We start from the raw sequence: 25,465 nt of genomic DNA, 5'->3' as shown, positions 1-25,465 counted from the left end.
AGAGAGAACAATTAGTCGGATTGCGCATCCGGCCGGTGCGGTTTGTCTGTTAACTGGGGTAACAGCCGGGACGTTACATAAAACGTGCCGAACGGAATAACCGACAGCACGAGCGCGAGGGCGGTTTTGCCGTTCGGCCAGTCGAGTTCGAGCTTGGCCTGAATGACGTTCAGGATGTACAGAATGAACAACAGGCCGTGAATCAGGCCGATGTTCTGCACCAGCCAGGGTTGTCCCCAGATGTATTTCAGGGGCATGGCAATGCCAATCAACACGAGAAAGGAAATGCCTTCCAGCACGGCGACCAGCCGCAGACGGCGGATGCGGGGAGTAAGTGGTGTTTGCATAGTTTCAGGAAGTTAAAAAGCACGTAACCAGGGCCGCTGGACGAAGGGTGAAAACGGCCAGGGAACCGCCATCAGAATCAGCAGTGTTCCGGCCAGGAAATAAAGCGCGACAGTGCGGTGTTTAAGCGTATCCGTGGCAGCCCGTTTCCCGAGCGACGATCCGAATGTCAGCACCACCACGGCAATCACCATCAGGCTGATGTGATAAACACCGAAAAAAGCCAGTTCGGGGTAGCGCAGGTTCTGTCGGACATCCTGCCGGAAGTAGCTGACAATCGGGCTGTTAAAATATAATCCGAATCCCAGCAGCAGTTGCAGGTGCGTGAGCGAGGTGGCGGCCGATCGAAGTCCGGCATCGGCGCGGGTATACGGTTTTTGGCGGAGCCACCCCCGGAAACTCCGGAGCAAGGTCAGCACGATGGCGACTACCACCAGCCAGCGAACGAAGGAATGCAGGGCCAGCAGCCCGGAATACAGCGTCATAATGCGTTACGATTTACGCTGCAAAGTTCTGGTCTGGGCGTCTCTCCTGTTCGGACGAATCAGGTTATTTCTGGTATTTTTCAATCAACACGTCGAAATTCGAGGGGCGTCTGTCCGGACACTTTTTTGAAAAACCGCCCGAAATACGACGGATCATCGAAGCCCAGCCGGTGGGCAATTTCGCCAATGGTATAGTTGGTGTGTTTCAGCAGCACCTTGGCTTCGAGCAGCAGGACATCGTTGATGAGGGCGGTGGCCGGTTTGCCCGTTGCCTGCTTCACAGACTTGTTGAGGTGATTCGGTGAAACGCCGAGGTGATCGGCGTAGAACGTCATGGGCGGGTGCAGGCTGCAATACTGAAGGACCAGCCGCTTGAACTGTTCGGTTAGTTCGAAGGGCATCCCGGGGGCCGTCCGGGAGCCGGTTTCGGGCTGGATGGCGTTCCGGATTTCGTAGCATAGGGTTACCAGGTAGGCATCGATCAGGCTGAGGTCGTTGTTCGTTCGGTATTCCTCAACCAGGCGTTCAAAGAGCGTTTGGACGGCGGGTAAAGCCTTGTCGGCCAGGTGAATAGAATCGTGTTGCATGAACGCGTTCAACTGACTCAACTCCTTGACCATGTGTTCTTTATGGTAGAGCCGAATGATAGTTTCCAGGCTGAAATGGCAATAAAAACCACTTACGTCGTCCGTGACGGTATCGACTGTCGCAATCTGATTTGCCAGCAGCAGGTGGATGTGACCAGGACCGATGGTAAGCTGATTCAGGTTGCAGCTTCGGGTGAGCGTTCCCTTCGTGACCAACACCAGTTCGTTGACCTGTCGGCGGTGGGGCTGCGTGGGCAGTTTCAGGATCGAACGGATGTCCTCCAGCCGGGTAATCAAAAAGTCTTCCGGATTGTCCCGAAAGGAGGCCGACAGCGTCTGCGGGTCGTGAACGTACCGCTGCCAGAGGTCGGCGGTGTTGAGTAACGGGATTTCCGAACCGGGAAGCTTCATGATCGTTTTGGTAGAAATCAATCATAAAGGTAAGCGGTTTTGCGCGATCAGCAATCGGTTTTGTCAATTCAGTTAAAACCGGTACTCTTCAATATTTTTTCAGCAAAGTCGCGAGTTTCTTCAGGGCAATGCCAATCTGGGTTTCGACTGTCCGAGGTGAAATAGCGAGCAGGTCGGCCACTTCCCGGTAGCTCAACTCCTGCTCGCGCACCATCCTGAAAATCAGTTTACACTGCGCCGGTAACTGCTCAATGGCCTGTTCGGCCATGTCCTCGGCTTCCTGCGAAAGATACACCCGCTCGGGGTCCCGGCTGTCGTCGGGCGGGTCGGGGGCGGTTCGTCATCCCGATCAGCGGTCAGCGGCCGGTGCTTTTTTTGCAGGTAATTCAGGCAAAGGTTGCGGGTGGCCGTGAACAGGTACGAGCGAAGGTTGTCGATGGTAGGCAACAGGTGCCGACGCTGCCAGATTCGGACGAACACATCCTGAATAATCTCCTCGGCTTCCTCCCGGCTTTTGACCAGGTACAAGGCAAAACGAAGCAAATCCCGATAAAAGGCATCGAATAGGGACCGAAAAGCGCGCCGGTCGTCATCCTGAGCCGCCGGTCGTTGGCCCGGTCGAAGTTCGCCAGCGTTTTAAACTGCTGGCTCAGGCGCAGGTTCGGCCCCGAATTCAGCGTGTTGACGTTGGCGAGTTGGGCCGCCGTGTAAGGGGCTTGCAGGACGTAATGGGTTCGTAGCGGGGCGGAGTTGGTGGTGCGCGAATTGCGTCCGGTGACGTGAACCATTTCAAAAATCACTTCGCTGCGGGTGGCCGAGTTGGTCGTCGGCATGATGCCCGACCGCTGGTAAACCGTCTGCAGCAGCGACGCGCCCGGCGTGCCGTCCCAGAGGTTGCCCGTCCCGACGGTTTGCCCGCTGATGGCAAACTAGTTCCGGTCGCGCTCGTAGAAGAGTTCGTTACCCGTGACGGGATCAAAACCGGCAAAACGGGGCATGTAGTACGTGCCGAGCGGAGAGCCTACGGCGGCAATGTTCGTTCCCGAAATGAACTGATACGGATAATTCAGAAACGGTGCGGTATAGGTCGACAGCACCTTGTTTTGGTTGCGGGCGATGTTGAAGTCCGTCGTCCAGCGGAAACCGGGTCGGGTCAGGTTTTGCGTACTAATGCTGAATTCGACGCCCCGGTTTCGGACCGATCCGAGGTTGATCGTCATCACGTTGTTGATCGTACCGAACAGGGGCCCCAGGCTGTATTCGAGCAACAGGCCGTCCGAAACTTTGTGGTAAAAATCGAACGTACCCCGGATTCGGTTGTTGAACAGCGTAAAATCCAGCCCGGCGTCGAATCCCAGCTCAGGTCCGTGTTACCCGGATTCGTGAACTGACCACCCTGCACCCCGCCGTAAATGGCCGCGTTGTAGCCGACGTAGGTGAAGGATTTCTGCCACGAAAAGTTACCGATTTCGGCATTTCCGGTCAACCCGTACGACGCCCGCACTTTCAGGAAGTTAACCGCCCGCAGGTTGTCGCGCAGAAACGGCTCTTCGCTCAGGACCCAGCCCACCGATACGCCCGGAAACGACGCCCAGCGCCTGCCGGGGCCGAAGCGTGACGAGCCGTCCGTCCGGAAGCTGGCTTCGAACAAATACTTATCGCGGATGATGTAGTTGAGCCGCCCGAAAAACGACGAAAACCGGTAGGCTGGGTTGTCGTCCACCTTCACGACCCGCACGGTATCGATGCCAGCCCGGGCTTCGGGGGCGACGTTTTCGGTAATGTAGGTGTTCGAGCGGTTGGTCTGGCTCTGCACACTGTTTCCGAGCATGGCCGTCAGGCGGTGGCCTTTCCAGAGGTCGCGGGTGTAGGTAATCAGGTTGTTGGTGTTCCAGGTGTAGCTGGTGGCATCGCGGTTTTCGGCCCGGCCGTTGCCGTTCTGCTCCCGTCCGACAACCCCCGTCGGAAACAGCGTCGGCGTTTGCAGAATGTCATTTTTGTTAGTCTGGTAATCGCGGAATGGTCCGGTTTTCAATGCCGTTGATCGAGGTGTTCAGGCCGAAGCGAATTTGCCGGATGGGGCTGTAATTCAGGTTGATCCGGCCGCTCAGCCGTTCCTGCGACTGCCCGATCACGATGCCGTTTTCTTTCCGGTATGACCCGCTGGCATAAACCGACAGCTTCTGAGTCCCGGCGCTGATGCCCACCGTTGCGACGCGGAACGAGCCCTGGCGCAGTACCTGCGAAAGCCAGTCGGTCGATGTCCGGTAAAGCGTCGCCGAATCGGCCAGCAACCGGCTGTCGATGGGTGCCGATGAACCCTGCAAAATACCGGCGGGGAGCAGCGACACGAGGTTGGTCGAGGCCGGTGCCAGGCCCGACTGCCGGTTTTGGGCGGCTGCCCGTTTCAGAATCGTCAGGTAATCAGCCCCGTTATCGACAAAATCGACGCGGTTTGTCTCGTTCGTGATGCCTTCCTGGTAACTGACGTCAAAAGTCGGTTTGCCTTTCCCGCCTTTTTTGGTCGTAATCAGAATGACGCCGTTGGCCGCCCGCGATCCGTACAAAACCGAGGCCGAGGCATCTTTCAGCACCTCCATGCTTTCAATATCGTCGGGGTTGATTTCGGCCAGGGGATTCATCGCCACCCCGCCCACGCCGTACGCGGAGTTCAAAACCGGCACGCCGTCGATCACGATCAGCGGCTGCGAATTGGAGTTGATCGACGCGCCCCCCGCACGTTGATCCGCACGGCCCCGCCCGGCGTTCCACCCGCCTGGGTAATCTGCACCCCGGCCGCCCGGCCCTGCAGGGCCACGTCGGGGCTGGCGGGCCGGGTTGGCCGGTTTTTTCGGTCGGTTTGGAATGAAAGCCACTTTGCCGGTGACGACGGCGGTTTCAACGGTGCTGTCGCCGGGATACGATTTGATGTTGAAGGAGGTGCCCAACACCCGTACCGAACCCGTGGTCAGCCGCACCACGAACGGTTTTTGCGGGTTGTGCGCGACCTGGAAAAACGCTTCGCCCAGCTTATTTTCCAGCACGTACTGGTGAAGGGCAACGGTCATGTTGCGCGACAGGCGCTGGTGTTTGGGGGCCGGGGCTGATCGTCTCACAAGTTCTCCGTCCAGGAGTTCGTACAGGTAAGGATCATTGTCGTCGAACTCCAGATGGCGGTATTCGGTGGCCGTCAACCGGTTTTCCGGCCCTCCCGAAACGGGCTGCTGTTTGTTGATTTCGACTTCCATACTCCTTAGACGAAGAATTGGCGAATAAGTCAAAGTTAACCAAGCCAAAAGGTATTTCCAACCTGCCCCAAAAATCACTACCTTTGCAACCTCTCTGATCACCTCTGATGTTCTCTGATCAACTCTGTGGAATAACTAACCAAGCTGTTACACAGGGTTGATCAGAGAACATCAGAGGTGATCAGAGGTAAAAATTGGGAATATGTTTGAGAATCTGCAGGATAAACTGAATCAGGCCTTCAAAACCCTCAAGGGACAAGGCCGGATTACCGAAATCAACGTGGCCACGACCGTCAAGGAAGTGCGCCGGGCATTGACCGATGCCGACGTAAACTACAAGGTGGCCAAGGAGGTTACCGATCGGGTCAAGGAAAAAGCCCTCGACCGCAAGGTGCTGATTGCGGTCGAACCGGGGCAACTGTTCGTCAAGATCGTTCAGGAGGAACTGACCGACCTCATGGGCGGAGAAGCCCAGAGCATCAACCTGAAAGGCGACCCGGCCATCATCCTGATTGCGGGGTTGCAGGGATCGGGGAAAACCACCTTTTCGGGCAAACTGGCGGCTTTTCTGAAAAAACAGGGCCGCAACGTACTCCTGACGGCCTGCGACATTTACCGCCCGGCGGCCATCGACCAGTTGAAAGTGCTGGGCGAACAGGTGGGCGTGGAGGTGTACGCCGAACCGGAAAATAAGAATGCTGTCGAGATTGCGCAGAACGCGCTGGCGCACGCCCGCAAAACCGGCAAGAAAGTGGTCATTGTCGATACCGCCGGTCGTCTGGCTGTCGATGAGGTGATGATGCAGGAGGTAGAAAACCTCAAGAAATCGCTGAATCCGTCGGAAACGCTGTTCGTGGTCGACTCGATGACGGGACAGGATGCGGTCAACACGGCCAAGACCTTCAACGACCGGCTGAATTTCGACGGCGTTGTGCTGACCAAACTCGACGGTGACGCCCGGGGTGGGGCCGCGCTCTCAATTCGGGGCGTCGTGCAAAAACCGATCAAGTTCATCAGCACGGGCGAGAAAATGGAAGCCCTCGACGTGTTCTATCCCGACCGAATGGCGAGCCGGATTCTGGGCATGGGCGACGTGATTTCGCTCGTGGAGCGGGCGCAGCAGGCTTTTGATGAGGAAGAAGCCAAGCGCATCAGTTCCAAGATGCGGCAGAACAAGTTTGATTTCAACGACTTCCGTGGGCAGCTGCAGCAAATCAAGAAGATGGGGAACATCAAAGACCTCATCGGCATGATTCCGGGCATGGGCAAGATGATGAAGGACGTCGATATCGACAACGACTCGTTCAAACCCATCGAAGCCATCATTGGCTCCATGACGCCGAAGGAACGCGAACGGCCGGAAATCATCGACGGAAACCGCAAGAAACGCATTGCCGCCGGGAGCGGCACCTCGATTCAGGAAGTGAACAACCTCCTGAAGCAGTTTGACGAAATGCGAAAGATGATGAAGAAAATGAACCAGATGCAGTCGTCGGGTAAGCTCAACAAGATGATGCGGTAGCCTGAGCAATACGAATAAAAAGAAGGGCGGGATTCAAACCCCGCCCTTCTTTTTATTTCTGCGACGTGTAGTTGCCTCGTTCCAGGCTTCGGGCCTGGGCGAAGAGTGTAAGCGCCTTCCGGAACGTTTCGTCGTTTTCCGCCAGCATTTCGAAGAACTCGTTGTTGAGCCCGTCGCGGTGGCCTTTCTTCCAGGCGTATTGCGCAATATAGGCTTTCAACTGCGTCTGAATGTACTTCTTCGACCGCTTGAACTCCGGCTCGTTGAACTTGATGCCCTGCGCCGTGGCGTCGTCGGTCAGGCGTTTCAGCATGGCGTCGGTCACCACAAAATTCTTTCTGTAGCTGGCAAAACCGTCTTTTTCCAGTTGTTTCCGGTTGTCGTTGGCATACTCCATCGCCTGTTCCCGGATGATGTTTTTATTGAACAACTGGATCAGGTACTTGGTCATGAACAACGTGTCGCGGGGGACAAACACGTCGGGCGTAATGCCGCCTGCTCCGAAAACCGTCCGGCCACCGGTCGTTTTGAACTTGTACTTTTCGTTGTTCTTGATGCTGTCGGCAATGTAGTATTCCCCGCTTTTCGAGCGGGCTTCGAGTTCTTTTTCGTAGTCCTCACCGTGTCCGGCCACGTACGGTTTCTGGATGCTCCGGCCGCTCGGGGTATAATAGCGGGAGATCGTCAGCCGCAGTTCGGAGCCGTCGGACAGCATGACTGGCATTTGCACCAGCCCTTTCCCGAACGACCGCCGACCGACGATCAGCGCCCGGTCGTGGTCCTGCAAGGCACCGGCCACAATTTCCGATGCCGACGCGCTGCCTTCATCCATCAGCACGATGACGGGGCCTTCCTCAAACTGACCGGCAATACGCGCTTTCGTCTGGCGGTCGTAGCGATCGTCTTTGCCATCGGTATACACCAGCAGTTTATCACCGGAAATGAACTCGTCGGCCAGGCTCGTGGCCCGGTCCATGTAGCCGCCGGGGTTATTCCGCAGGTCGAGGATCATCTGCGACATGCCTTTCTGCTTCAGGCTGCCGAGGGCTTTCTTGAACTCGTCGTAGGTGGTTTCCGAAAACCGGCTGACTTTGATGTACCCGGTTTTGTCGTCGACCATGTAAGCTGCGTCCACGGAGTAGGTCGGAATCCGGTCGCGCTGAACGGTGAACATCAGCGGTTTTTTCTCGCCTTTCCGCATTACCACCAGCTTTACGTCGGTTCCCTTTTTGCCCCGTAACATTTTAAAGACGAGCGCATTATCGAGTTTACTCCCGGTCATCTCGGTGTTATCCACCTTGATAATTTTGTCGCCACTCAGAATCCCGGCGCTTTCGGAAGGACCGCCCGCCATTGGCGTTACGACATAAACCGTGTCTTTGTAAATGTTGAACTCAACCCCAATCCCGTCGAAACCGCCTTCCAGTTGCGTTCGGGCGGCCACGGCGTCCTGTGGGTTCATGTAGGTGGTGTGGGGATCCAGCTTTTCCAGCATTTTGGAAATGGAATAATCCACCAGATCCTCCGTGTTGACCGAGTCAACGTAGTTGTTTTCAATCAGTTGCAGCACTTCCTTGAATTTGGAATAACCGCGCCCAATGTTGTTGAGGCTTTTGCCACCCCCAAAAAACGTAGCGCCGATCAGCATTCCGGCTGCCAGCGTAATGCCCAGTAGCATCGGCAACCGCACCGTTGCCTTGTCGTTCTGGATTTTCTCGTGTTCAGGTTTTCTCATAGTAAGTACCCACGGACTTTAGTCCGTGTTATGGCAAAATAAATGTATAATGAGATTCGCACGGACTAAAGCCTGCCCGGCCCGGCCCGTGGGTACGCGTTTTGCATAACGTACAAATCCCGGTAAGATGTTTGCCGAAATGCAGAGAAATCTACAGAAATTTTTCTAAGATTCCAATCGAACCGAAACATCAGCTTTCAACGTGTCGGCTAATTGAACGAATGCATCCAGGGCGGCCGGGTTCCGAAGCGTGTCGCGGCTGGCGACCCGTTCGGGCGAAATCCCCATTAAAATTTTTTTCACGGGCATTTCCACTTTCTTACCGCTGATCGTGTACGGAATGTCAGGCACCTGAAAAATGGCGTCCGGCACATGCCGGGGGCTGTATTGCGTCCGGAGCGCCTGCCGAATCGGGCGGGCGGTTTCTTCATCCAACTCGGTTACCGGTTCGTCCGTCCGGCCTTTCAGGACGACGAACAAGGGCATAAAATACCGGCCACCGGGCAACTCCAGGCATACCACCAGGCTGTCGGCTACGTCGGGAACACTTTCGACGGCGCTGTACACTTCGCTCGTCCCGATCCGCACGCCGTCGCGGTTGAGTGTTGCGTCGGAGCGGCCGTAGATCACGACGGTTTTGCGGTCGGTGATTTTGATCCAGTCGCCGTGCCGCCAGATGCCGTCGTACTGCTCGAAATAGCTGGCTTTGTAGCGTTGGTGGCTGTTCTGGTCGTCGTTCCAGAAATAAATCGGCATCGATGGCATGGGTTCCAGAATGACCATTTCACCCAATTCATTCCGAACCGGTTTTCCCGTTTCGTCGAACGCTTCCAGTTTACACCCCAGCAACCGGCATTGGATTTCGCCTTCGTAGACCGGCAGCAGGGGGCAACCGCCGACAAACCCGCTGCACACGTCCGTTCCCCCGCTGAGCGACACTAGCCAAACGTCTTTTTTTACGGATTCGTAGACCCATCGGAACCCTTCCGGCGGTAAGGGAGAACCTGTCGAACCGATGGTCCGCAGGCTGCTGAATCGAGAAGTGGCGCTGAACGACAAACCCGCCCGCATACAAGCCAGCAGATAGGCCGCGCCCGCGCCAAAATGGTTGATGTTGGCCTGTTCGGCCAGTTTCCAGAGCACATCCAGGTTGGGGTAGCCCGCCGAGCCGTCGTACAACACCAGTGTGGCCCCGGCCAGCATCGACGCTACCGAGTAATTCCACATCATCCAGCCGGTGGTCGAATACCAGAAATAGCGGTCGCCGGGCTGGACATCCTGGTGCAGCGCCAGGGCTTTGAGGTGTTCGAGGAGGCAGCCACCGACGCTGTGCGTAATGGCCTTCGGTTTGCCGGTTGTACCCGATGAAAACAGAATCCAGATTGGATGTTCGAATGGCACGGGTTCGAACGTCAGGGGTTCGTCCGCGTAAGTCAGCAGAATACCCTCCCACAAAGTCGATTTGGCCCGAAAGCCCGAAACCGGTGCAAACGTCGGATTCAGATACGGAATCCAGACGACCTGCTTCAGTGTCGGCAAAACCTTCTGCAGATCCGTGAGGGCGTCGGTTTTATCGATCGCTTTGCCGTTGTACGTATAGCCGTCTACGGCAAACAGAACTTTGGGTTCGATGGGCCGAAACCGGTCGACGATGCTGGCCGTGCCGAAGTCCGGCGAACAACTCGACCAGACGGCCCCCACACTGTTGGTGGCCAGAAAGGCCACGACAGCTTCCGGAATATTGGGCAACACCGATACTACGCGGTCGCCGGACCGAATGCCGTTTTCGCGCAGAAAACCGGCCACGGCAGCTACCTGTTTTTCCAGATCAAGCCATGAAAGCGAACGAAGCGGCTGGCGCTCCGACTGGTAGACGATGGCCGGACGTTCGCTGGTTTTGTGCCGGAAAATATGCTCGGCGTAGTTCAGCGTCGCGCCGGTAAACCAGCGGGTGCCGATCATGCCCGAAGCCGGTTTTTCGATGACATCTTCGTACTCCGAATGGCTCTGGACGTTGAAAAACTGCCAGAGACTTTCCCAAAAAGCTTCCAGGTCGGTCGTCGACCAGTCCCAGAGGTCGTGGTAGTCGCGGAAATAAAGTCCTTTTTTGACAAAAAGCCAGTCCAGATACCGCTTGAGTTGGGATTGTTCGGTGAGCCGCCGGTCGGGCTTCCAGAGCGGTTTGGGCAAATCGGTATGTATCGAAGGGGGTGTAGAGGCCATGAGCAAGAAATCAGTCCGACAATTTTACAAATTCCTGAATCCTTTTCGCATGAAATGCTGTTGATTTCAAAACAAAGTCAGAAGTTACGTGAAAATACGCTAACTTTGCACCCCATTTCAGAATGCGTTTTGAAAGTAACTGAAAATCAATCTATTTTCAGTAGTTCATTGTTTTTAGTTTACGACTTATAGTTAGAAGTAGCGTCTATTGATCAGCGTATTTTTGAAACTAGTACTTTCGTCTGATAAAAATTTTACGGCTCAAAAATGCCCCTAAATCCTGAAACCGTAAACTACAAACTAATTTTCACTGAATATTTAACTACAGTAGGGATACTGCAACTTTTATGAGCAAACGACGAGACGAATCGGAAAGTCGCCCGGGTGACCGGAAAGCAGGGTTTGGACGACCTGAATCCACCAATAAATTCTACAGCAAATTCAACAAAGACGCCGACCGGCGCGACGGTGATTCGGGCTTCGAACGCCGGGAACGCAGCTTCGATAAGCCCGGTTACGACAAACCAGGTTTTGATAAGCCGCGCGGATCGCGTCCTTCGGGGGGCGGTCGCCGGTTTGAAAGCGACCGTTCGGAGCGGCCCCGTCGGGACGACCTGGATCGGCTCGATCGTCCGCGCTTCGGACAAAGCGACGACCGGCGTTCGTTCAACCGGGATGAAAACCGGGGCCGCAACGACCGCTTCCGGGACGATAGTCCGCGTGGGGGGCGCTACGAAGGCGGTGGACCCCGCCGTAATTTTGACGAAACACGCCCGAACCGTCGGGACGATGAGCGGGGCTTCGGCCGGAGAGACGACCGTTTCGACCGCAATGAATCGCGCAATGACCGGTTTGAAAGCGGTGGCCCGCGCCGGGAAGCCCGTCGGGACGACGATCGGTTCGACCGTGACCGGAACAACCCGCGCAGCAACCGGTTTGGCGGTTCGGATTCACGCGATGAGCGTCCGCGCTATGGACGTTCGGGCGAGGCCGGTGGCCGCAACAACGATCGGTTTGGCAATGAAAAAAGCTATGGCGACCGCAACCGGTATTCCGACGAGCGTTCGGAGCGGCCCGAGCGCCGGGATGATCGCTTCGGCAACGAGCGGGGCTACAGCGACCGTTCGGACCGGAACCGCGAGGGCGGTTTTCGCGCCCGGCGGGATGATCGACCGGATAATCGGGAACGCCGGAGTTTCGACCGGGATCGTCGGAACGAACAGCCGGAGCGGTTTGAGCGCAGCAATTACGAGCGTCCGGGTCGGGAAGACGTTGATCCGGAACGGCAACGGAAAATCGAAGCCAGCCGGGAGCGGCAGGTAGGCCGGTCGCGGGCTCCGGAATACGATCTGGACAAATTGAAAGAAAGAGCGTTGGGCGGTCGGAGTCCGCGCGATAAGAAAGGCGGTAAAAAACCGGGTCGCGGCCAGGCCGGGGCCGACCGGAGCGAGCGTACCCCGCGCGAAGCCGAAGACGGGATGATTCGCCTGAACCGGTACATCGCCAACGCGGGCATTTGTTCGCGCCGGGATGCCGACGAGCTAATTGCACAGGGCGACATCAGCGTCAATGGAAAGGTCATTACCGAAATGGGCTACCGGGTAAAACCGACCGATGTAGTCAAATACGGCACGCGGGTGCTGAATCCGGAGAAAATGACCTACGTGCTGTTGAACAAACCGAAGGATTACATCACGACCACCGACGATCCGAACGACCGCAACACGGTGATGGACCTGGTGGCCGGAGCGACGCCGTACCGGATTTACCCGGTGGGTCGCCTGGACCGCAACACGACCGGTTTGCTGCTGCTGACGAACGACGGTGAATTGGTGGAGAAATTGACGCACCCCTCCAACGAAATCAAGAAGGTGTATCAGGTGGAACTGGACAAACCGATCACAAACGAACATTTTGAAGCGATTCGCGACGGTATCGAATTGGAGGACGGCCCGATCAAACCCGACGATCTGGGTATTGTAACGCCCGACGCGCAGGTGGTCGGCATCGAAATCCACAGCGGCCGGAATCGGATTGTGCGCCGGATTTTCGAGCATTTCGGCTACGAAGTAACCAAACTGGACCGCACGGTTTACGCTGGCCTGACCAAGAAAGACCTGCCGCGCGGGACATGGCGGTATCTGGACGAAAAGGAAGTTATTCGATTGAAGTTTCTGTTGTAATTAGTCGATCCTGGTAAGGCGCTGTGCAGACGGCGCCTTATTTTTTGTTCTTCACAACAGCGAGTGACCGTTTTTACTTCAGAAAGTCGTCCAGCATCTTCAATCCGCCCGGAATCTGATCGAACAAGGTGGTCAGTCGTTGACGAATTTCTGCGTTTGTCAGATTAGGGTTTCTTTCCAGTTGTTTCAGGTCCGTAGCCAGTCCCGTCATGGCGAGCGAGTTGAGCGAGGAGCGAAAGCGGTGAGCCAGATGATCGAAGGCGGCCCGGTCGTCGTCGTTGAGGGCCTGAAACAAAGCCGCACGGTTGGTGGGCAGATCGTTCTTAAAGAAGGTCAGCAGATCCGTCAGCAGATCGGTATCGCCACCGGTAATTTCCAGCAAATAGGCGTGATCGACCGTCGACGGCTCCACTTCCCGTACGCCCAAAAAACGTTCCAATACGGCCTCCAGTTGTTTTTTCTGAACCGGTTTTGACAAAAAATCATTCATTCCGACCTGCTGGCAGCGCGGTCGGGCGTCGAATTCAGGGTTCGACGTTACGGCAACAACCGGGAGCGTCAGCCCCAGGTGTTCGCGAATCTGCTGCGTAGCCGTCAGCCCATCCATCACCGGCATTTGGATATCCATTAAAACCAGATCGACGGTTTCCGTTTTCAGAAAGTTAACAGCTTCCAGCCCATTGTTGACCACCACGCTCGGGATGTTGTATTTGCCCAGCAACATCGCCAGGAAAGTCTGATTCATCGGATTGTCTTCAACAATCAGAACCCGGACAGCCAGGTTACCAGGGTTGGTTACATGAGTTGATGAAGACATCATAGTATAGCTTTTAGCGAAGTGGATGGGTGGATCGGACGACAACTGTACAAAAAAAAGCGAAAAACGTCTGATAAATAAAAATCATGACTAGTTTTAGTAAGCCTAATTAAGTAAAATGATTTGATATTACAGTAACATATGCGGTACGATTTTTGACAAAGGTATAAATGTAGGGTGGGTAAGTCTAGTTTTGCCTTCATCAGTCGTGAAAACGCAACCCTACATCGGTTCGCTACCGAGCTTATCAATTCATTTTTGGATCAACTGCATACTCATTTCTTGCAAAAGTCCTGCCTTGTTTACGCGTTGATGGTATGAAATTTACGTCGCTTACACGGTTGCACGTCGGTGCTGTGGTTACGCTTGTCATGTTCGTCGGGTTGGGGACTGTGGCTTTTCAAACGATTCGGAACCAGTTAGATGAAGCGCTTTGGGTTCGGCACAGTTTTCGGGTTATGAAACAACTGGCCATAACCGAGCAGATGCTGATCGATATGGAAACCGGTCGGCGCGGATTTCGGAGCACCAACGAAATGCGTTTCCTGAAACCGTATCTGGATGCGCTGAACCAGATTGAGCCGTCGATCCGCCGGATTGACGAACTCGTTGCCGACAATCCGGCGCAAATTGCGAACAATCTTGAACTGAAAGAAAGCATCCGGGACTTGCTGCAATACTGGAAAAGCCTGGGAACCAATGCTGGTCAGTACAGTCGGGCTGATATTATTCGGATTACGGATGCCGAAAAAAACCGGATGGACGAGGTTCGGAAGCGATTCGCGATCATGCTTGAAGAAGAGGAGCGGCTGTTGAGAAAGCGTGAAACCGAAAGCGACCGGGCGGTAACAATGGCGATTTACGTGTTCGGCGGGGGGGCGGTTTTGTTGGTGGTACTGGGCAGTGTTCTTTATTATTTATTATACCATGAGATTAGCAACCGCCAGAAAGCCGAAGGACGGTTGCAGCAGAACCTCGATGAAGTCGAACAACTGAACCGGGTAAGTAGCGAGCGGAACTGGCAACTGACCGGCCTGTCGCTGGTGAACGATGCCGTGCAGGGCGTTGGCGAGTCGGAGTCGGTGGGGCAGGCCGTTTTAACGGTTCTTACCCAATACCTGGCGGTTCCGGCGGGCGGTTTTTATTGCTACGATGAAGAAACCGATCACCTGGAACTGAATGCTTCGATTGCGCTACCGGCTCAGACGCCCCGGACCTATGCCCTGCGGGAAGGGTTGGTGGGGCAGGCTGCGATGGGCCATCAGGTGGTCGTCACCAATCATATTCCGGCCAACTATTGGACGATTCAGTCGGGGAGCGGAAAAGCCGTCGCCGGGCAGGTGGTCTGCGTTCCCCTCTGGTACAAGAAAGAACGTAAGGGTGTCATCGAACTGGCCACGTTCGAGCCCTTAAGCTCCGCCCAACTGGAATTGCTTGAGACGGTCGCCAACAACATTGCCATTGCGCTGAACGCGGCCGATGCGCGCAAAAAAGTAAACCGCCTGCTGGAGCAGGTGCAGGAACAGAAGCAGGCCCTGGAACACCAGCAGGAAGAACTCCGGCAGTCGAACGAAGAACTGACCCGGCAGGCCGAAATTTTGCAGGCATCGGAGGAGGAACTCAAGGTACAGGAAGAAGAACTCCGCCAGATTAATGCCGAGCTGGAAGAGAAAAATGAAGCGGTGGAAGTGGGACGGCAAACCCTCGCCCTAAAAGCTCGTGAACTGGAGGAAACCAGCCGCTACAAGTCGGAGTTTCTGGCCAATATGTCGCACGAACTGCGTACGCCCCTCAACAGCGTACTGATTCTGGCCAAAATGCTGGCCGAAAACAAAACGAATAACCTGACCGACAAGCAGGTTGAATACGCGAGCGTGATTCACAAATCGGGTTCGGATTTACTCAATTTGATCAACGACATTCTGGATTTATCGAAAATTGAAGCGGGCAAGATCGACATGGCCGCCGAGAATGCCTCGGTAAGCGGCATCCTGCACGATCAGGAGCAATTGTTCAGCGTCGTGGCCGATCAGAAAGATGTTCAGTTCGTTACCGAGGTGGAAGAATCGGTTCCGCCGGTTTTATGGATTGCCAAACAGCGGCTCGAACAGGTAATCAAAAACCTGCTTTCGAATGCGTTCAAGTTTACACCCAAGGGCGGAAAAGTGACGCTGGCGTTTCGGACGCAGCGTTCGGTAGGCGGTTTTTCGAATGAGGCTCTGCTGAAAGCCAGCCGGTTGCTGGTCATTTCGGTGACCGATACCGGCATCGGGATTTCGGCGGATAAACAGCAGCTTATTTTTGAAGCCTTTCAGCAGGCCGACGGATCGACCAGCCGGAAGTACGGCGGCACGGGCCTGGGCTTGTCCATCAGCAAGGAACTCATCCGGCGGATGGGGGGCGAAATCCGGCTGCAAAGCCAGGAAGGCCAGGGCAGCACGTTCAGTATCTATCTGCCACTTGTTGAAGCCACTCCGGACAACCAACCCAAACCAGCCGCTTCGGAACCCAAGCCGGAAAAAAACGTTCCGGCACAACCTGCCGGGCCGGTTGCCGAACAAAACACGCTGGAAGACGACCGGAATGCCCTTCAGAAAGACGATAAGGTCATGCTGATTGTCGAAGATGATCCGGCTTTTGCCCGCGTGGTTCAGGATTTTGCCCGCGACAAAGGGTATAAAACGATTGTGGCACTGCGGGGGGATGAAGGGATTCAGTATGCCCGGAAGTACAAACCATCGGCGATTATTCTGGACATGCAGTTGCCGGTGGTCGATGGCTGGAGTGTCCTCAACTGGCTGAAAAATGACGCTAATCTGAAGCACATTCCCGTCCACGTCATGTCGGCGTCGGACGAGCCGAAAACCGGCTTGGGCAGCGCCCTGGCGTATCTGCGCAAACCCGTTTCGCCCGGCGACCTGGAAGCGGCCTTCAACCGGATCGGCGATCAGTTGCAGGGCCGAATCAAAAAAGTGCTTGTATTGTCGGGCAGCTACCTGAACGACGATTCCCTGCAACGGGTGATCGACCAGCGGCAGGTCGGCCTGGAATGTGATTATGTGTCTACCCGGGCGGAAGCCCTGGAAAAGCTGCAACAGCCGGGCTACGACTGTCTGATTGCGGATTTGGGGGGCGACCTCGCAACAGGGGTGCAGGAATTGAAGGCCTTGCGGGAAGCCATGCCCGAGCCGACGCTGCCGGTCATCATTTACCTGGATAAAGACCTGAAACCGGCCGATGAATGGCAACTGAAGAAACTGTCGGATGTGGTCATCCGGGAGTCGTCGCAGGCCATCGACCGGTTGATGGACGAGATGGAACTGTTCCTGTACAAAGTGCAGGAAGTGCAGACGAAGGAATTGCCCAAACCGCTGACGCAGATTAATGATCGGAGTTTGCAGGGCCGAAAAGTGCTGCTGGTCGACGACGATATGCGGAATGTCTTTGCGCTCAGTACGTTGCTGGAAGAACAACAGATGAATGTCATTACGGCGGTCGACGGTCGGGAAGCGCTGGATGTCTTGCAGGAAAACCCGGATACCGACATTGTGCTGATGGATATCATGATGCCGGAAATGGACGGCTACGAAGCTACGCGCCGAATCCGGTCGGAGCTGAAACTGCTGCACCTGCCCGTGATTGCGCTGACGGCCAAGGCTATGGTCGGTGACCGCGAAAAAGCCATCGAGGCTGGTGCATCGGATTACATTACAAAACCGGTCGATAGCGGACGCTTGTTTTCGCTGATGCGGGTCTGGTTATCGGTGAAGGCATGATTGGACACATTCACATTTCGCCGGAAGAACTCGAAGAAGTTGTCCACCTGATTCGGCGGCAATACGGCTACGATTTCAGCGATTACGCCCGGGCTTCGCTGCAACGCCGGGTGCTACGCTGCATGCAGAAAGCCAATTGCCAGACGGTCTACGAACTGAAATACCAATTGACCAACGATCCCCGGTTTTTTGCCTGGTTTATTGAGTCGCTGACGGTGAACGTGACGGAGATGTTTCGCGATCCGGTCTTTTATAAGGAGTTGCGGATGAATGTGCTGCCCAAGCTCGCTTCGTACCCGACCATCAAGATCTGGCACGCCGGCTGCTCAACGGGGGAAGAGGTATTTTCGATGGCCATTTTATTGCACGAAGCGGGACTGCTGGACCGGGCGCGACTCTATGCCACCGACCTGAATCCGGCCAACCTGGAGCGGGCGCGGCAGGGCATTGTACCCTTGCAGTATATGAAGGATTACACAGCCAATTACATCCAGTCGGGTGGCCTGAGCGATTTTTCGTCATATTATACCGCCCGGTACGAACACGCGATTATCCGGAAGGAATTTCGGAAAAACCTGGTTTTTGCGACGCACAATCTGGCTACCGATCAGGCCTTTAATGAGTTTCAGTTAATTTGCTGCCGAAACGTGCTGATTTATTTCAATCGGCATTTGCAAAACCGGGTTATGACCCTGTTTGGCAACAGCCTCGCTCCGCTTGGGTATCTGGCGCTCGGCATGAAGGAGTCGCTGCTGTTCGCGGAAGCGCGGCAACAGTTTGAGGTCGTCAATCCGGCGGTTCGAATCTATCGGAGTAAGACGTAAGAATTCAGTAAAAATAGTTTTTGGTTTACGGTTTATAGTCTATAGTTTTCGAGTTTAACCATCTGAGTATAAGTTGAGAAGTGCTGGTTTTAAAACCATAAACCATAAACTCTGAACTCTAAACTTTAAACTGCTGAACTACTTGGCACCCATGAGCAACCGATTCAGAGTTTTGGCCATTGGAGGATCGGCGGGAAGTATCCCGGTTGTGACGGAACTATTACGGGCCCTGCCCGCGTCATTCCGGTTCAGTGTTTTCATAATTTTACACCGTCTGAAGAACGTTCCGAGCAGTCTGGAGACGATTTTGGCCAGCAAGGGGACCGGTCTTCAACTCAGCGAACCGGACGATAAGGAAGTCATTCAGGCAAGCCGGATTTACCTGGCTCCGCAAAACTACCACCTGCTGATCGAACCCGGCGAGACGATTAGTCTGGACTATTCCGAGCCGGTTCATTACAGCCGCCCGTCGATCGATGTGACGTTCGAGAGCATTGCGCAGGTGTATGCCGAAACCGCCGTGGCCATCCTGCTGAGTGGGGCCAATCCGGACGGGGCCGATGGCTTGCTGGCGGTGGTGGCTCAGGGCGGGGTCGCCATTGTGCAGGACCCGGCCACGGCTGAATATCCGGCCATGCCACAGGCTGCCATTGACCGAAATACCGGGGTTATGGTGTTAACTCCACAAAGCATTGCATCTTTTATCCATACACTCAACGAATAATCTCTACGACGAATGGTAGTAGCCAATCATCCGCCGGAAATGACCATCCTGCTGGTCGACGACCGCGAAGAGAACCTGCTGGTTCTGGAGGAAATGCTGGCCAGTGAACACCGGACCTTTATCAAAGCAACCTCGGGGAATGAAGCCCTGCGCCATGCGCTAAAAAACGACCGGATCGGGCTGGTGATGCTCGATGTACAAATGCCCGAGATGGACGGTTTCGAGGTGGCGCGGTTGCTGAAGTCCAACCCGAAAACCCGCGATATTTCGATTATCTTCGTAACGGCCATCAACAAAGAAGAACAGTACATTTTGAAGGGTTTCGGCGAGGGAGCCGTCGATTACCTGCAAAAACCGCTGGACGTAAATGTTACCAAAGCCAAAGTGCGGGTATTTGAACAATTGTATCACTACCAGCAGGAGTTGAAGCAGACGGCGCAGCAACTCGAAAAAATCAACAAGCAGCTCGAAAAATTTGTGTACATCGTGGCCCATGACCTCAAATCGCCCCTGGTGGGGATGATTGCCGCCCTTTCGCTGCTCGAAATGCGGAACGAGGAAGAAACCGTACCACGCGACGAAATTCAGGAGTATGTCGGCCACTCGAAATCAGCCGCTTTTCACTTGTCCGAAATGATTAATTCCCTGCTGGAATATTCCCGGAAAAACGTGGCCCAGCAGACGGTCGAGGAGGTCGATGTGCATGAACTCGTCGAGCAGATCGCGCTCATGATTTTTCCGCCGAAGCACATCTCGATCGACATCAAAGACCGGTTGCCGGTCATGCAAACCAAAAAGATCAAGCTGCACCAGATTTTTCAGAACCTCATCAGCAATGCCATTAAATACAACGACAAACCGGAAGGGCTGGTTGAAATCGGCGGGCAGGATCGGGGGCGCTGGATCGAGTTTTACGTGAAAGACAACGGCCCCGGTATTCAGGAAGACGACCAGGAAGCGATTTTCAAACTGTTCCAAACGACCAGCAATACCGCCCAGACCGAGACCAGCACCGGCGTCGGGTTGTTTATTTTGAAAATGCTGGTCGAAGAACAGGGCGGCAAGGTCTGGGTCGAATCAGCCGTTGGGAAAGGGAGCACGTTTTATTTTGAATGGATGAAGTAAGCAACGCGCATGGAAACAGGAATTACTTTTTACATTGTGGAGGACGACGAGACGGATTTCGATTACATCAGTCGCGCCATCCGCGAAATTCAGCCGGACCTGACCATCCGCCGGTTTCTGCACGGTGCGGCCTTGCTCAGCCACTTGCAAACCATTACGCCGGAAAGCTTTCCATCGCTGATCATGCTGGATTTCTTTATGCCGGTTCTCGACGGACTGAAAACGCTCCAATTGCTTAAGTCCAACGAGAGCTTTCAGCAAATTCCGGTCGTGATGTGGTCGGGTTCTTCCCGGCCCGAAGACATCAGCCAGGCCTATCGGCTAGGTGCCCGGGCGTTTCACACCAAGCCGGTTTTGTTCGAAGACTGGCAGGAACAACTGCAAACCACACTGCGCTACTGGCTCAAAACCGTCGAACTGCCGCACCTGGCCGAATCCTGAGCCGGTTGCCCGACAATAAAATAAATCCGTATTTTAGCGCCCGGTAGACCTTCTTTCGCACCGTGTTGGTTATGGTCTAGAAATACCGGACCATGAAAATTCTGCTGGTTGAAGACGAAGTAAGTTTGGCGTCCTTTGTTAAAAAAGGAATTGAGAGCGAAGGCTACGAAATCGACGTGGCTTACGATGGACTGGTGGGGCAGCGACTGGCCGACAACAAGCCTTATGATGTCATTATTCTGGACGTCAACCTGCCCTATATCAATGGCTTTGAACTGTGCCGTCACATCAAACAGCAGTTGCCCCGCCAGGTGGTGCTGCTGCTGACGGCCCTCGACAGCCTGCCCGATAAGGAAAGCGGTTTTGGTGCCGGAGCCGACGATTATGTGGTCAAACCGTTTGAGTTTCGGGAACTGTTGCTACGAATCCGGGCACTGGCCCGGCGGAGCAGTCCGTTTTTTGGCTCAAAAGACATCCTGCGGCTGGCCGATCTTGAAATGGATACGCAGTCTCGCACGGTTTTCCGGGCAGGTTCCCGCATTGATCTGACGACCCGTGAGTACGCCCTGCTCGAATACCTCATGATCAATCAGGGCCGGATTGTGAGCCGGGTCGATATTGCCGAAAAAGTCTGGGATTTGCATTTCGACACCAATACGAACGTGATCGAGGTGTATATCAATTACCTTCGGAAAAAGATCGACAAAGGCTTTGAGCCTAAACTGCTTCACACCGTCATCGGCATGGGCTATGTCCTGAGAACCTGACATGCAGATCAAATACAAACTCATTCTGTGGTTTTCGCTGCTGGTGGCCGGTATTCTGCTGGCGTTTTCGTTTTATGTCTACATAACCTACGTAGGCTTCCGGCAACGGAGTATCGAAGACCGGCTGGAGCGGAAAGCGCGCGTGACCGAACATCTGCTGACCCTGCAGGGGACCGTAGCCGGAAGCGTGATTGCCTCGCTGCCGGAGCAGGTAGAGTTTGTGTATTCCCCGGCCGACAGCCTGATTTACGCCAGCCGGGATACCAATGATTTCATGCCCAGCCGGGCCTTTCTGAACCGGGTCCGGCAGCAAAAGCTGGTGCGGTTTACGTACCCGACCCCAGATCATCCGTACCTGAAAGACGGCGTAGCGCTGACGTACCCGGGCGCCAAACCCTCGCCCGACGGCCGGGAGTACCTCGCCGTCGTCACGGCCTACGATCAGGACGGCTATCAACGCCAGGAAACCCTGCGGGATCTGTTCATTTTTGGTAATATTTTTGCTATCGGGCTGGTCTGTCTGCTGGGGTTTGTCTTTGCCCGCAAGGCACTCGAACCCCTCAACAACCTGATCGGGCAATTGAACGCACCGAACGCGCAAACCCTCGACTTTCGGCTGAAACCGGAAAATCCAACCGATGAAGTTGGGGTGCTGGCCACAGCCTTCAACGACCTGCTGACCCGGCAGGAACAACTGGCCGACAACCAGCGCTCGTTCATCGCGCAGGCTTCGCACGAATTACGAACTCCGCTGACAACCATCAAAGGCTGGCTCGAAACCTCCATGACGTACGATTCGGACCCGGATAGCCTCAAGCAGGGAATGAAACAGGCCGTTCGCGAACTCGACAAACTGACGGCTCTCTCGAATGGCCTGCTCCAACTGGCCAGCATCGATGGTATCAACGCCCGACTCGACAGCCAGCCGCTCGACCTGGTTGAGGTGGTGCTGGATGTGGCTGATACGCTCGGGCAGCAGCGAACGGGGCAGGCGCTTTCGGTACACGTTAGCGACGCCATTTTGGAAGAGGCCACCCCACTTAGGCTGACGGGCAACCCGCACCTGCTCAAAACCGCCCTGCTTAACCTGATGGATAATGCCGTTAAGTATTCGACGGGGCAACTAGTTCAGGTATCGCTGGAACGGGAAGGTGCTGAGCAATTGGTAATCCGGATCGACGACCAGGGCATTGGGGTATTACCCGGTGAGGAAGATCGGGTTCTGCTCCCGCTCGTGCGCGGTTCAAACAGCAAAACCGTTGACGGTTTCGGCATTGGCCTGACCCTGGCGCATCGCGTCATACAATTGCATCAAGGGCAACTCCGGCTCCTGACCCGGCCCGGCGGAGGGACTCGGGCGGAGGTCGTATTGCCCGTCAAACAGCCTTAATCTCGCTCTAATTTCTTCTAATTTCGCCCTAATCTGGCTCTAATTTCGGCGCGGTAAGTTTACAGTTACGAAAAAAAGTAGCTGAATGCGCCGGAAGAAAACGATAGTTTCAGGAATTGTACCCTTCCTGCTGAGCAGCCTGCTGGTCCGGGTTGTTGTTGCGCAAACGCCCGCCGAAAACCGGCTGACGCTTCCGCAGGCCTTGGAACTGGCCCGGACCAATTACCCGAGCCTGCGCGGTAAACTGGCCGAACTACGAGCCGCCGAAGCCAATGTCCTGGGCGTGCGGGCCGCTCTGCGACCACAAGTAGGCATACAGGCCCAGGCCCTGAACGGTACCTCCAATCAGGTGCGTGGCCCATATGTGTCGAACGGTGGTCTGGCATTGCCGATTTCGGGCAGCATCAAGACCAACGGATTTACGAACGAGTCGGTCTGGACCAGTGGCGCTTCCGTAGTGATGGATTGGGAAGCCATCACGTTTGGTCGTCAGCAGGCCCGCCGTCAGCAGGCCCGGGCGGCTGTGGAAGGGGCGCAGGCCGACTACGAGGGCGAGTTGTTCACGCATCAGTTACGCGTTTGTGAAGCTTATCTGATGGCCCTCAGCGCCAGCAAAACCATCAGTTTGCAGGTTGCTAATCTCCAACGGGCCGAAGCTCTGCAACGGGTGGCCAGTTCGAACGCGGTCGCTGGTCTGCGATCCGGGATCGACAGTGCGGTGGCTACGGCGGAAGTCTACCGTGCCCGTACCCAGGTGCTGGAGAGCCAGCGAGCGGCCCAGCAGCAGGTGATCCGATTGTACGAACTGATCGGACAGCCCCAGACGACGATGGAGTTGGATACGATGGGTTTTTATACCCGGGTGCCCGATTTTCCGGCTAACCCCGTAGCGGTTTCGGGGCTACATCCTCAACTCCGGTTTTTTCAGAAACAGATCGATCTGGGTGAAACCACAGCCCGATTGATCAAAACAGCGGCTTTGCCCTCGGTTTCGCTGCTCGGGTCACTCTGGGGGCGCGGGTCGGGTATGAAGGAGCAAACGGCTTCGGATGGCTCGTTTCAGATTGACCCCTCGCTGGCAGCGGGTCTGCCATTGCGGGCGTTCAACTACCTGGTGGGCGTTACGGCCATCTGGCGACCCACTGACCTATTCCGAACCAAATATGCGCTGGCGGCTCAGAACGAACGTATCAATGTCCTGCGATCCACGTATGAACGGGAGAACCTGACGCTTCAGGCCGACGTGCGAAATGCCCGGGTTCAACTCGAACTCGCGCAGGAAACCGCCCGGCAGATCCCACCGCAACTGGCTGCGGCTCGCCTGGCGTTTTCCCAGGCGCAATCGCGGTATGAAGCGGGTCTGGACACCATTTTGACGCTCACACAAGTCAGCGCGTTACTTAGCCGATCCGAGGCCGATCAGGCGCTGGCTATCACAAATCTCTGGCGGGCGCTGCTTGTTCAGGCGGCCACATCCGGCGATCTGGACCGTTTTATTCAGAACATTCCACGGTAAAAGCTAACTCCTCAATAGTATGCTGTCCTACGTAGTCTGGCGGGTCGAGCCTGAGTTGCTCCGGATGGGTTCCATCGTTCTGACCTGGTACGAACTGTTGGTGGCGACCGGTTTGCTGACGGGGAGTTGGTTGGCCGAGCAGGTGTTGGTAAAGGGAGGGGTGTCACTTCGAAAAGCAAGGACGCTGTTGCTTTGCGTTGGCCTGACCACGGCGATTGGGGCACGGTTGGGGTATTTTTTACTGACCGAACCGATGTTTCTACTGGTAAATCCGCTCGGAATCCTGCTGCCGCTGGAGCCGGGCTTGTCGAGTCACGGGGCGGCTGCCGGTTTTTTTCTGGGACTGGCCTTTTACGAGGAAGCGCACCGGCATCCGCAGCAAACGTATCTCTGGCTCGCCGACCGGCTGGCCGTGGTGGTGCCGCTGGTGATTTTTTGGGCACGGCTAGGGCAATTGATGAGTTCGGAAGCTGTGGGGCGGCCTACCAATTCACTCTGGGCGTTTGTTTTTCTTAACTACCCGGAGTTCCCGGCTCAACCCCGCCATCCTGTCCCGCTATACGAAGCACTGGTCAGCCTGTTGTTGTTGGGCGGGTTGGGCTGGGCCTGGTTTCGGCAATCGGATTGTTCCTTCAGAGGTCGATTGATAGGTTTTTTCCTGGTCGGCGTGTTCTTTTTCCGGTTTTTGATTGACGATTTGAAAGACCATCCGGCAGGTATAATCCGCTGGCTTGGACTGACCATAAACCAGCTTTTGAGCCTTCCAGCAGTTTTCGTAGGCAGCTTTCTGATCCTGCGAAGCTACTGGAAGCGAAAACGACTGCCGGCTTATTCGGGCCGGAAAATAATGATCCCTTAAACGAAAAAATGATTGGTACACACCTGGAATCGGCGGGTAAATCGCGGATGATCTACCTGGTTGACGATGATGAAGACGATATTGAGCTGTTCCGGATGGCGGCAGAAAGCTGTTTCCCGAACGATGTGATCCGGGTTTTCAAGAGCGGCCCGGCCCTGCTCGGGGTGCTGGCTGAGGCCAAAACGAAAAAACCGGCGGTCATTTTTATCAACGGGATGATGCCCGTGATGGATGGCGTTCAGACGCTCGTGGCGCTTCGTCAAATGCCGGAAATCGAATCCATACCCAAGATTCTGCTGTCCGGCGGACTGCCGGAGAAACGAATCGAAGAAGCCCGGCAGGCCGGTGCTGTAATATGCCTGGAAAAGCCCCACTCGGTCAGAGAACTGATGGCGTCGTTGGCGAAAATACAGTCGATTTGGATAAAACCGGCGTAAAGCTGAATCCGGTTTGGCCGGAAGTTTTAAGCGTTATTGATTAGCTGACT

Annotated in this window: 19 protein-coding genes and 3 pseudogenes; 12 read left to right on the top strand and 10 right to left on the bottom strand. The window is 55.2% G+C overall.

Annotated features, from left to right (window positions below; all coding sequences use genetic code 11):
* Positions 1 to 11: 11 nt before the first annotated feature.
* The 7 genes and pseudogenes from ACO2Q8_RS04800 to ACO2Q8_RS04770 all read right to left on the bottom strand — a co-directional run.
* Positions 12 to 347: a DUF3817 domain-containing protein gene (locus ACO2Q8_RS04800; RefSeq protein ID WP_423343643.1), complete on the bottom strand. Its 336-nt coding sequence runs from the start codon at positions 345 to 347 to the stop codon at positions 12 to 14.
* 12 nt (positions 348 to 359) lie between these two features.
* Positions 360 to 830 (bottom strand): hypothetical protein, encoded by a 471-nt coding sequence (locus ACO2Q8_RS04795; RefSeq protein WP_423343642.1) that lies wholly within the window; start codon positions 828 to 830, stop codon positions 360 to 362.
* Between the two features lie 80 nt (positions 831 to 910).
* Entirely contained in the window at positions 911 to 1,828 is a 918-nt protein-coding gene (locus ACO2Q8_RS04790) for a helix-turn-helix transcriptional regulator (RefSeq protein ID WP_423343641.1), read from the bottom strand.
* Positions 1,829 to 1,916: 88 nt separating this feature from the next.
* Positions 1,917 to 2,141: pseudogene (locus ACO2Q8_RS04785) on the bottom strand (sigma-70 family RNA polymerase sigma factor); the annotation flags it as partial.
* Positions 2,051 to 2,356 (bottom strand): sigma factor, encoded by a 306-nt coding sequence (locus tag ACO2Q8_RS04780; protein ID WP_423343640.1) that lies wholly within the window; start codon positions 2,354 to 2,356, stop codon positions 2,051 to 2,053. The gene ACO2Q8_RS04780 and the pseudogene ACO2Q8_RS04785, both read right to left, overlap by 91 nt.
* 65 nt (positions 2,357 to 2,421) lie before the next feature.
* Positions 2,422 to 4,658: pseudogene (locus ACO2Q8_RS04775) on the bottom strand (TonB-dependent receptor plug domain-containing protein); the annotation flags it as partial.
* A gap of 55 nt (positions 4,659 to 4,713) precedes the next feature.
* A pseudogene (locus ACO2Q8_RS04770) lies at positions 4,714 to 4,896 on the bottom strand (FecR domain-containing protein); the annotation flags it as partial.
* A gap of 382 nt (positions 4,897 to 5,278) precedes the next feature.
* Here ACO2Q8_RS04770 and ffh point away from each other — a divergent pair.
* A complete protein-coding gene (ffh, locus tag ACO2Q8_RS04765; RefSeq protein WP_423343639.1) occupies positions 5,279 to 6,598 on the top strand; it encodes a signal recognition particle protein in 1,320 nt (439 codons plus the stop codon).
* A gap of 52 nt (positions 6,599 to 6,650) precedes the next feature.
* On the opposite strand, the gene ACO2Q8_RS04760 is transcribed toward ffh, so the two are convergent.
* Together ACO2Q8_RS04760 and ACO2Q8_RS04755 are read right to left on the bottom strand one after the other, a co-directional pair.
* The gene (locus ACO2Q8_RS04760) at positions 6,651 to 8,333 is read right to left on the bottom strand and encodes a S41 family peptidase (protein WP_423343638.1); all 1,683 of its coding nucleotides are present in this window, start codon (positions 8,331 to 8,333) and stop codon (positions 6,651 to 6,653) included.
* 165 nt (positions 8,334 to 8,498) lie between these two features.
* A complete protein-coding gene (locus tag ACO2Q8_RS04755; protein ID WP_423343637.1) occupies positions 8,499 to 10,556 on the bottom strand; it encodes an acetoacetate--CoA ligase in 2,058 nt (685 codons plus the stop codon).
* A gap of 347 nt (positions 10,557 to 10,903) precedes the next feature.
* On the opposite strand from ACO2Q8_RS04755, the gene ACO2Q8_RS04750 reads away from it, so the two are divergent.
* A complete protein-coding gene (locus ACO2Q8_RS04750; RefSeq protein ID WP_423343636.1) occupies positions 10,904 to 12,739 on the top strand; it encodes a pseudouridine synthase in 1,836 nt (611 codons plus the stop codon).
* A gap of 73 nt (positions 12,740 to 12,812) precedes the next feature.
* On the opposite strand, the gene ACO2Q8_RS04745 is transcribed toward ACO2Q8_RS04750, so the two are convergent.
* The gene (locus tag ACO2Q8_RS04745; protein WP_423343635.1) at positions 12,813 to 13,559 is read right to left on the bottom strand and encodes a response regulator; all 747 of its coding nucleotides are present in this window, start codon (positions 13,557 to 13,559) and stop codon (positions 12,813 to 12,815) included.
* 314 nt (positions 13,560 to 13,873) lie between these two features.
* Between ACO2Q8_RS04745 and ACO2Q8_RS04740 the strand changes: the two genes are divergently transcribed.
* The 10 genes from ACO2Q8_RS04740 (at position 13,874) to ACO2Q8_RS04695 (ending at position 25,415) form a co-directional block, all read left to right on the top strand.
* Positions 13,874 to 17,332, top strand: coding sequence for a response regulator (locus ACO2Q8_RS04740; protein ID WP_423343634.1), 3,459 nt, complete (start codon positions 13,874 to 13,876; stop codon positions 17,330 to 17,332).
* A complete protein-coding gene (locus ACO2Q8_RS04735) occupies positions 17,329 to 18,156 on the top strand; it encodes a CheR family methyltransferase (RefSeq protein WP_423343633.1) in 828 nt (275 codons plus the stop codon). Before ACO2Q8_RS04740 ends, ACO2Q8_RS04735 begins: the two co-directional genes overlap by 4 nt.
* A gap of 151 nt (positions 18,157 to 18,307) precedes the next feature.
* Positions 18,308 to 18,880: a chemotaxis protein CheB gene (locus ACO2Q8_RS04730; protein ID WP_423343632.1), complete on the top strand. Its 573-nt coding sequence runs from the start codon at positions 18,308 to 18,310 to the stop codon at positions 18,878 to 18,880.
* Between the two features lie 12 nt (positions 18,881 to 18,892).
* Positions 18,893 to 20,005, top strand: coding sequence for a sensor histidine kinase (locus ACO2Q8_RS04725; RefSeq protein ID WP_423343631.1), 1,113 nt, complete (start codon positions 18,893 to 18,895; stop codon positions 20,003 to 20,005).
* 9 nt (positions 20,006 to 20,014) lie between these two features.
* Positions 20,015 to 20,446, top strand: a complete 432-nt coding sequence (locus ACO2Q8_RS04720; RefSeq protein ID WP_423343630.1) for a response regulator — start codon at positions 20,015 to 20,017, stop codon at positions 20,444 to 20,446.
* A gap of 92 nt (positions 20,447 to 20,538) precedes the next feature.
* Positions 20,539 to 21,213 carry a response regulator gene (locus tag ACO2Q8_RS04715; protein WP_423343629.1) on the top strand — a complete coding sequence of 225 codons (675 nt, stop codon included), beginning with the start codon at positions 20,539 to 20,541 and terminating at the stop codon, positions 21,211 to 21,213.
* Position 21,214: 1 nt separating this feature from the next.
* Positions 21,215 to 22,603, top strand: a complete 1,389-nt coding sequence (locus tag ACO2Q8_RS04710; RefSeq protein WP_423343628.1) for a sensor histidine kinase — start codon at positions 21,215 to 21,217, stop codon at positions 22,601 to 22,603.
* Positions 22,604 to 22,688: 85 nt separating this feature from the next.
* The gene (locus ACO2Q8_RS04705) at positions 22,689 to 24,119 is read left to right on the top strand and encodes a TolC family protein (RefSeq protein WP_423343627.1); all 1,431 of its coding nucleotides are present in this window, start codon (positions 22,689 to 22,691) and stop codon (positions 24,117 to 24,119) included.
* A 19-nt stretch (positions 24,120 to 24,138) separates the two neighbouring features.
* Complete coding sequence (locus ACO2Q8_RS04700; protein ID WP_423343626.1) at positions 24,139 to 24,978, top strand: prolipoprotein diacylglyceryl transferase; 840 nt, start codon at positions 24,139 to 24,141, stop codon at positions 24,976 to 24,978.
* Positions 24,979 to 24,986: 8 nt separating this feature from the next.
* Positions 24,987 to 25,415, top strand: a complete 429-nt coding sequence (locus ACO2Q8_RS04695) for a response regulator (protein WP_423343625.1) — start codon at positions 24,987 to 24,989, stop codon at positions 25,413 to 25,415.
* Positions 25,416 to 25,465: the final 50 nt, after the last annotated feature.

The sequence above is a fragment of the Larkinella sp. VNQ87 genome, assembly GCF_049445795.1.
Lineage (GTDB): Bacteria > Bacteroidota > Bacteroidia > Cytophagales > Spirosomataceae > Larkinella.
The sequence above is the reverse complement of the archived record's forward strand: the minus strand, read 5'-3'. Positions and strand labels throughout refer to the sequence as shown.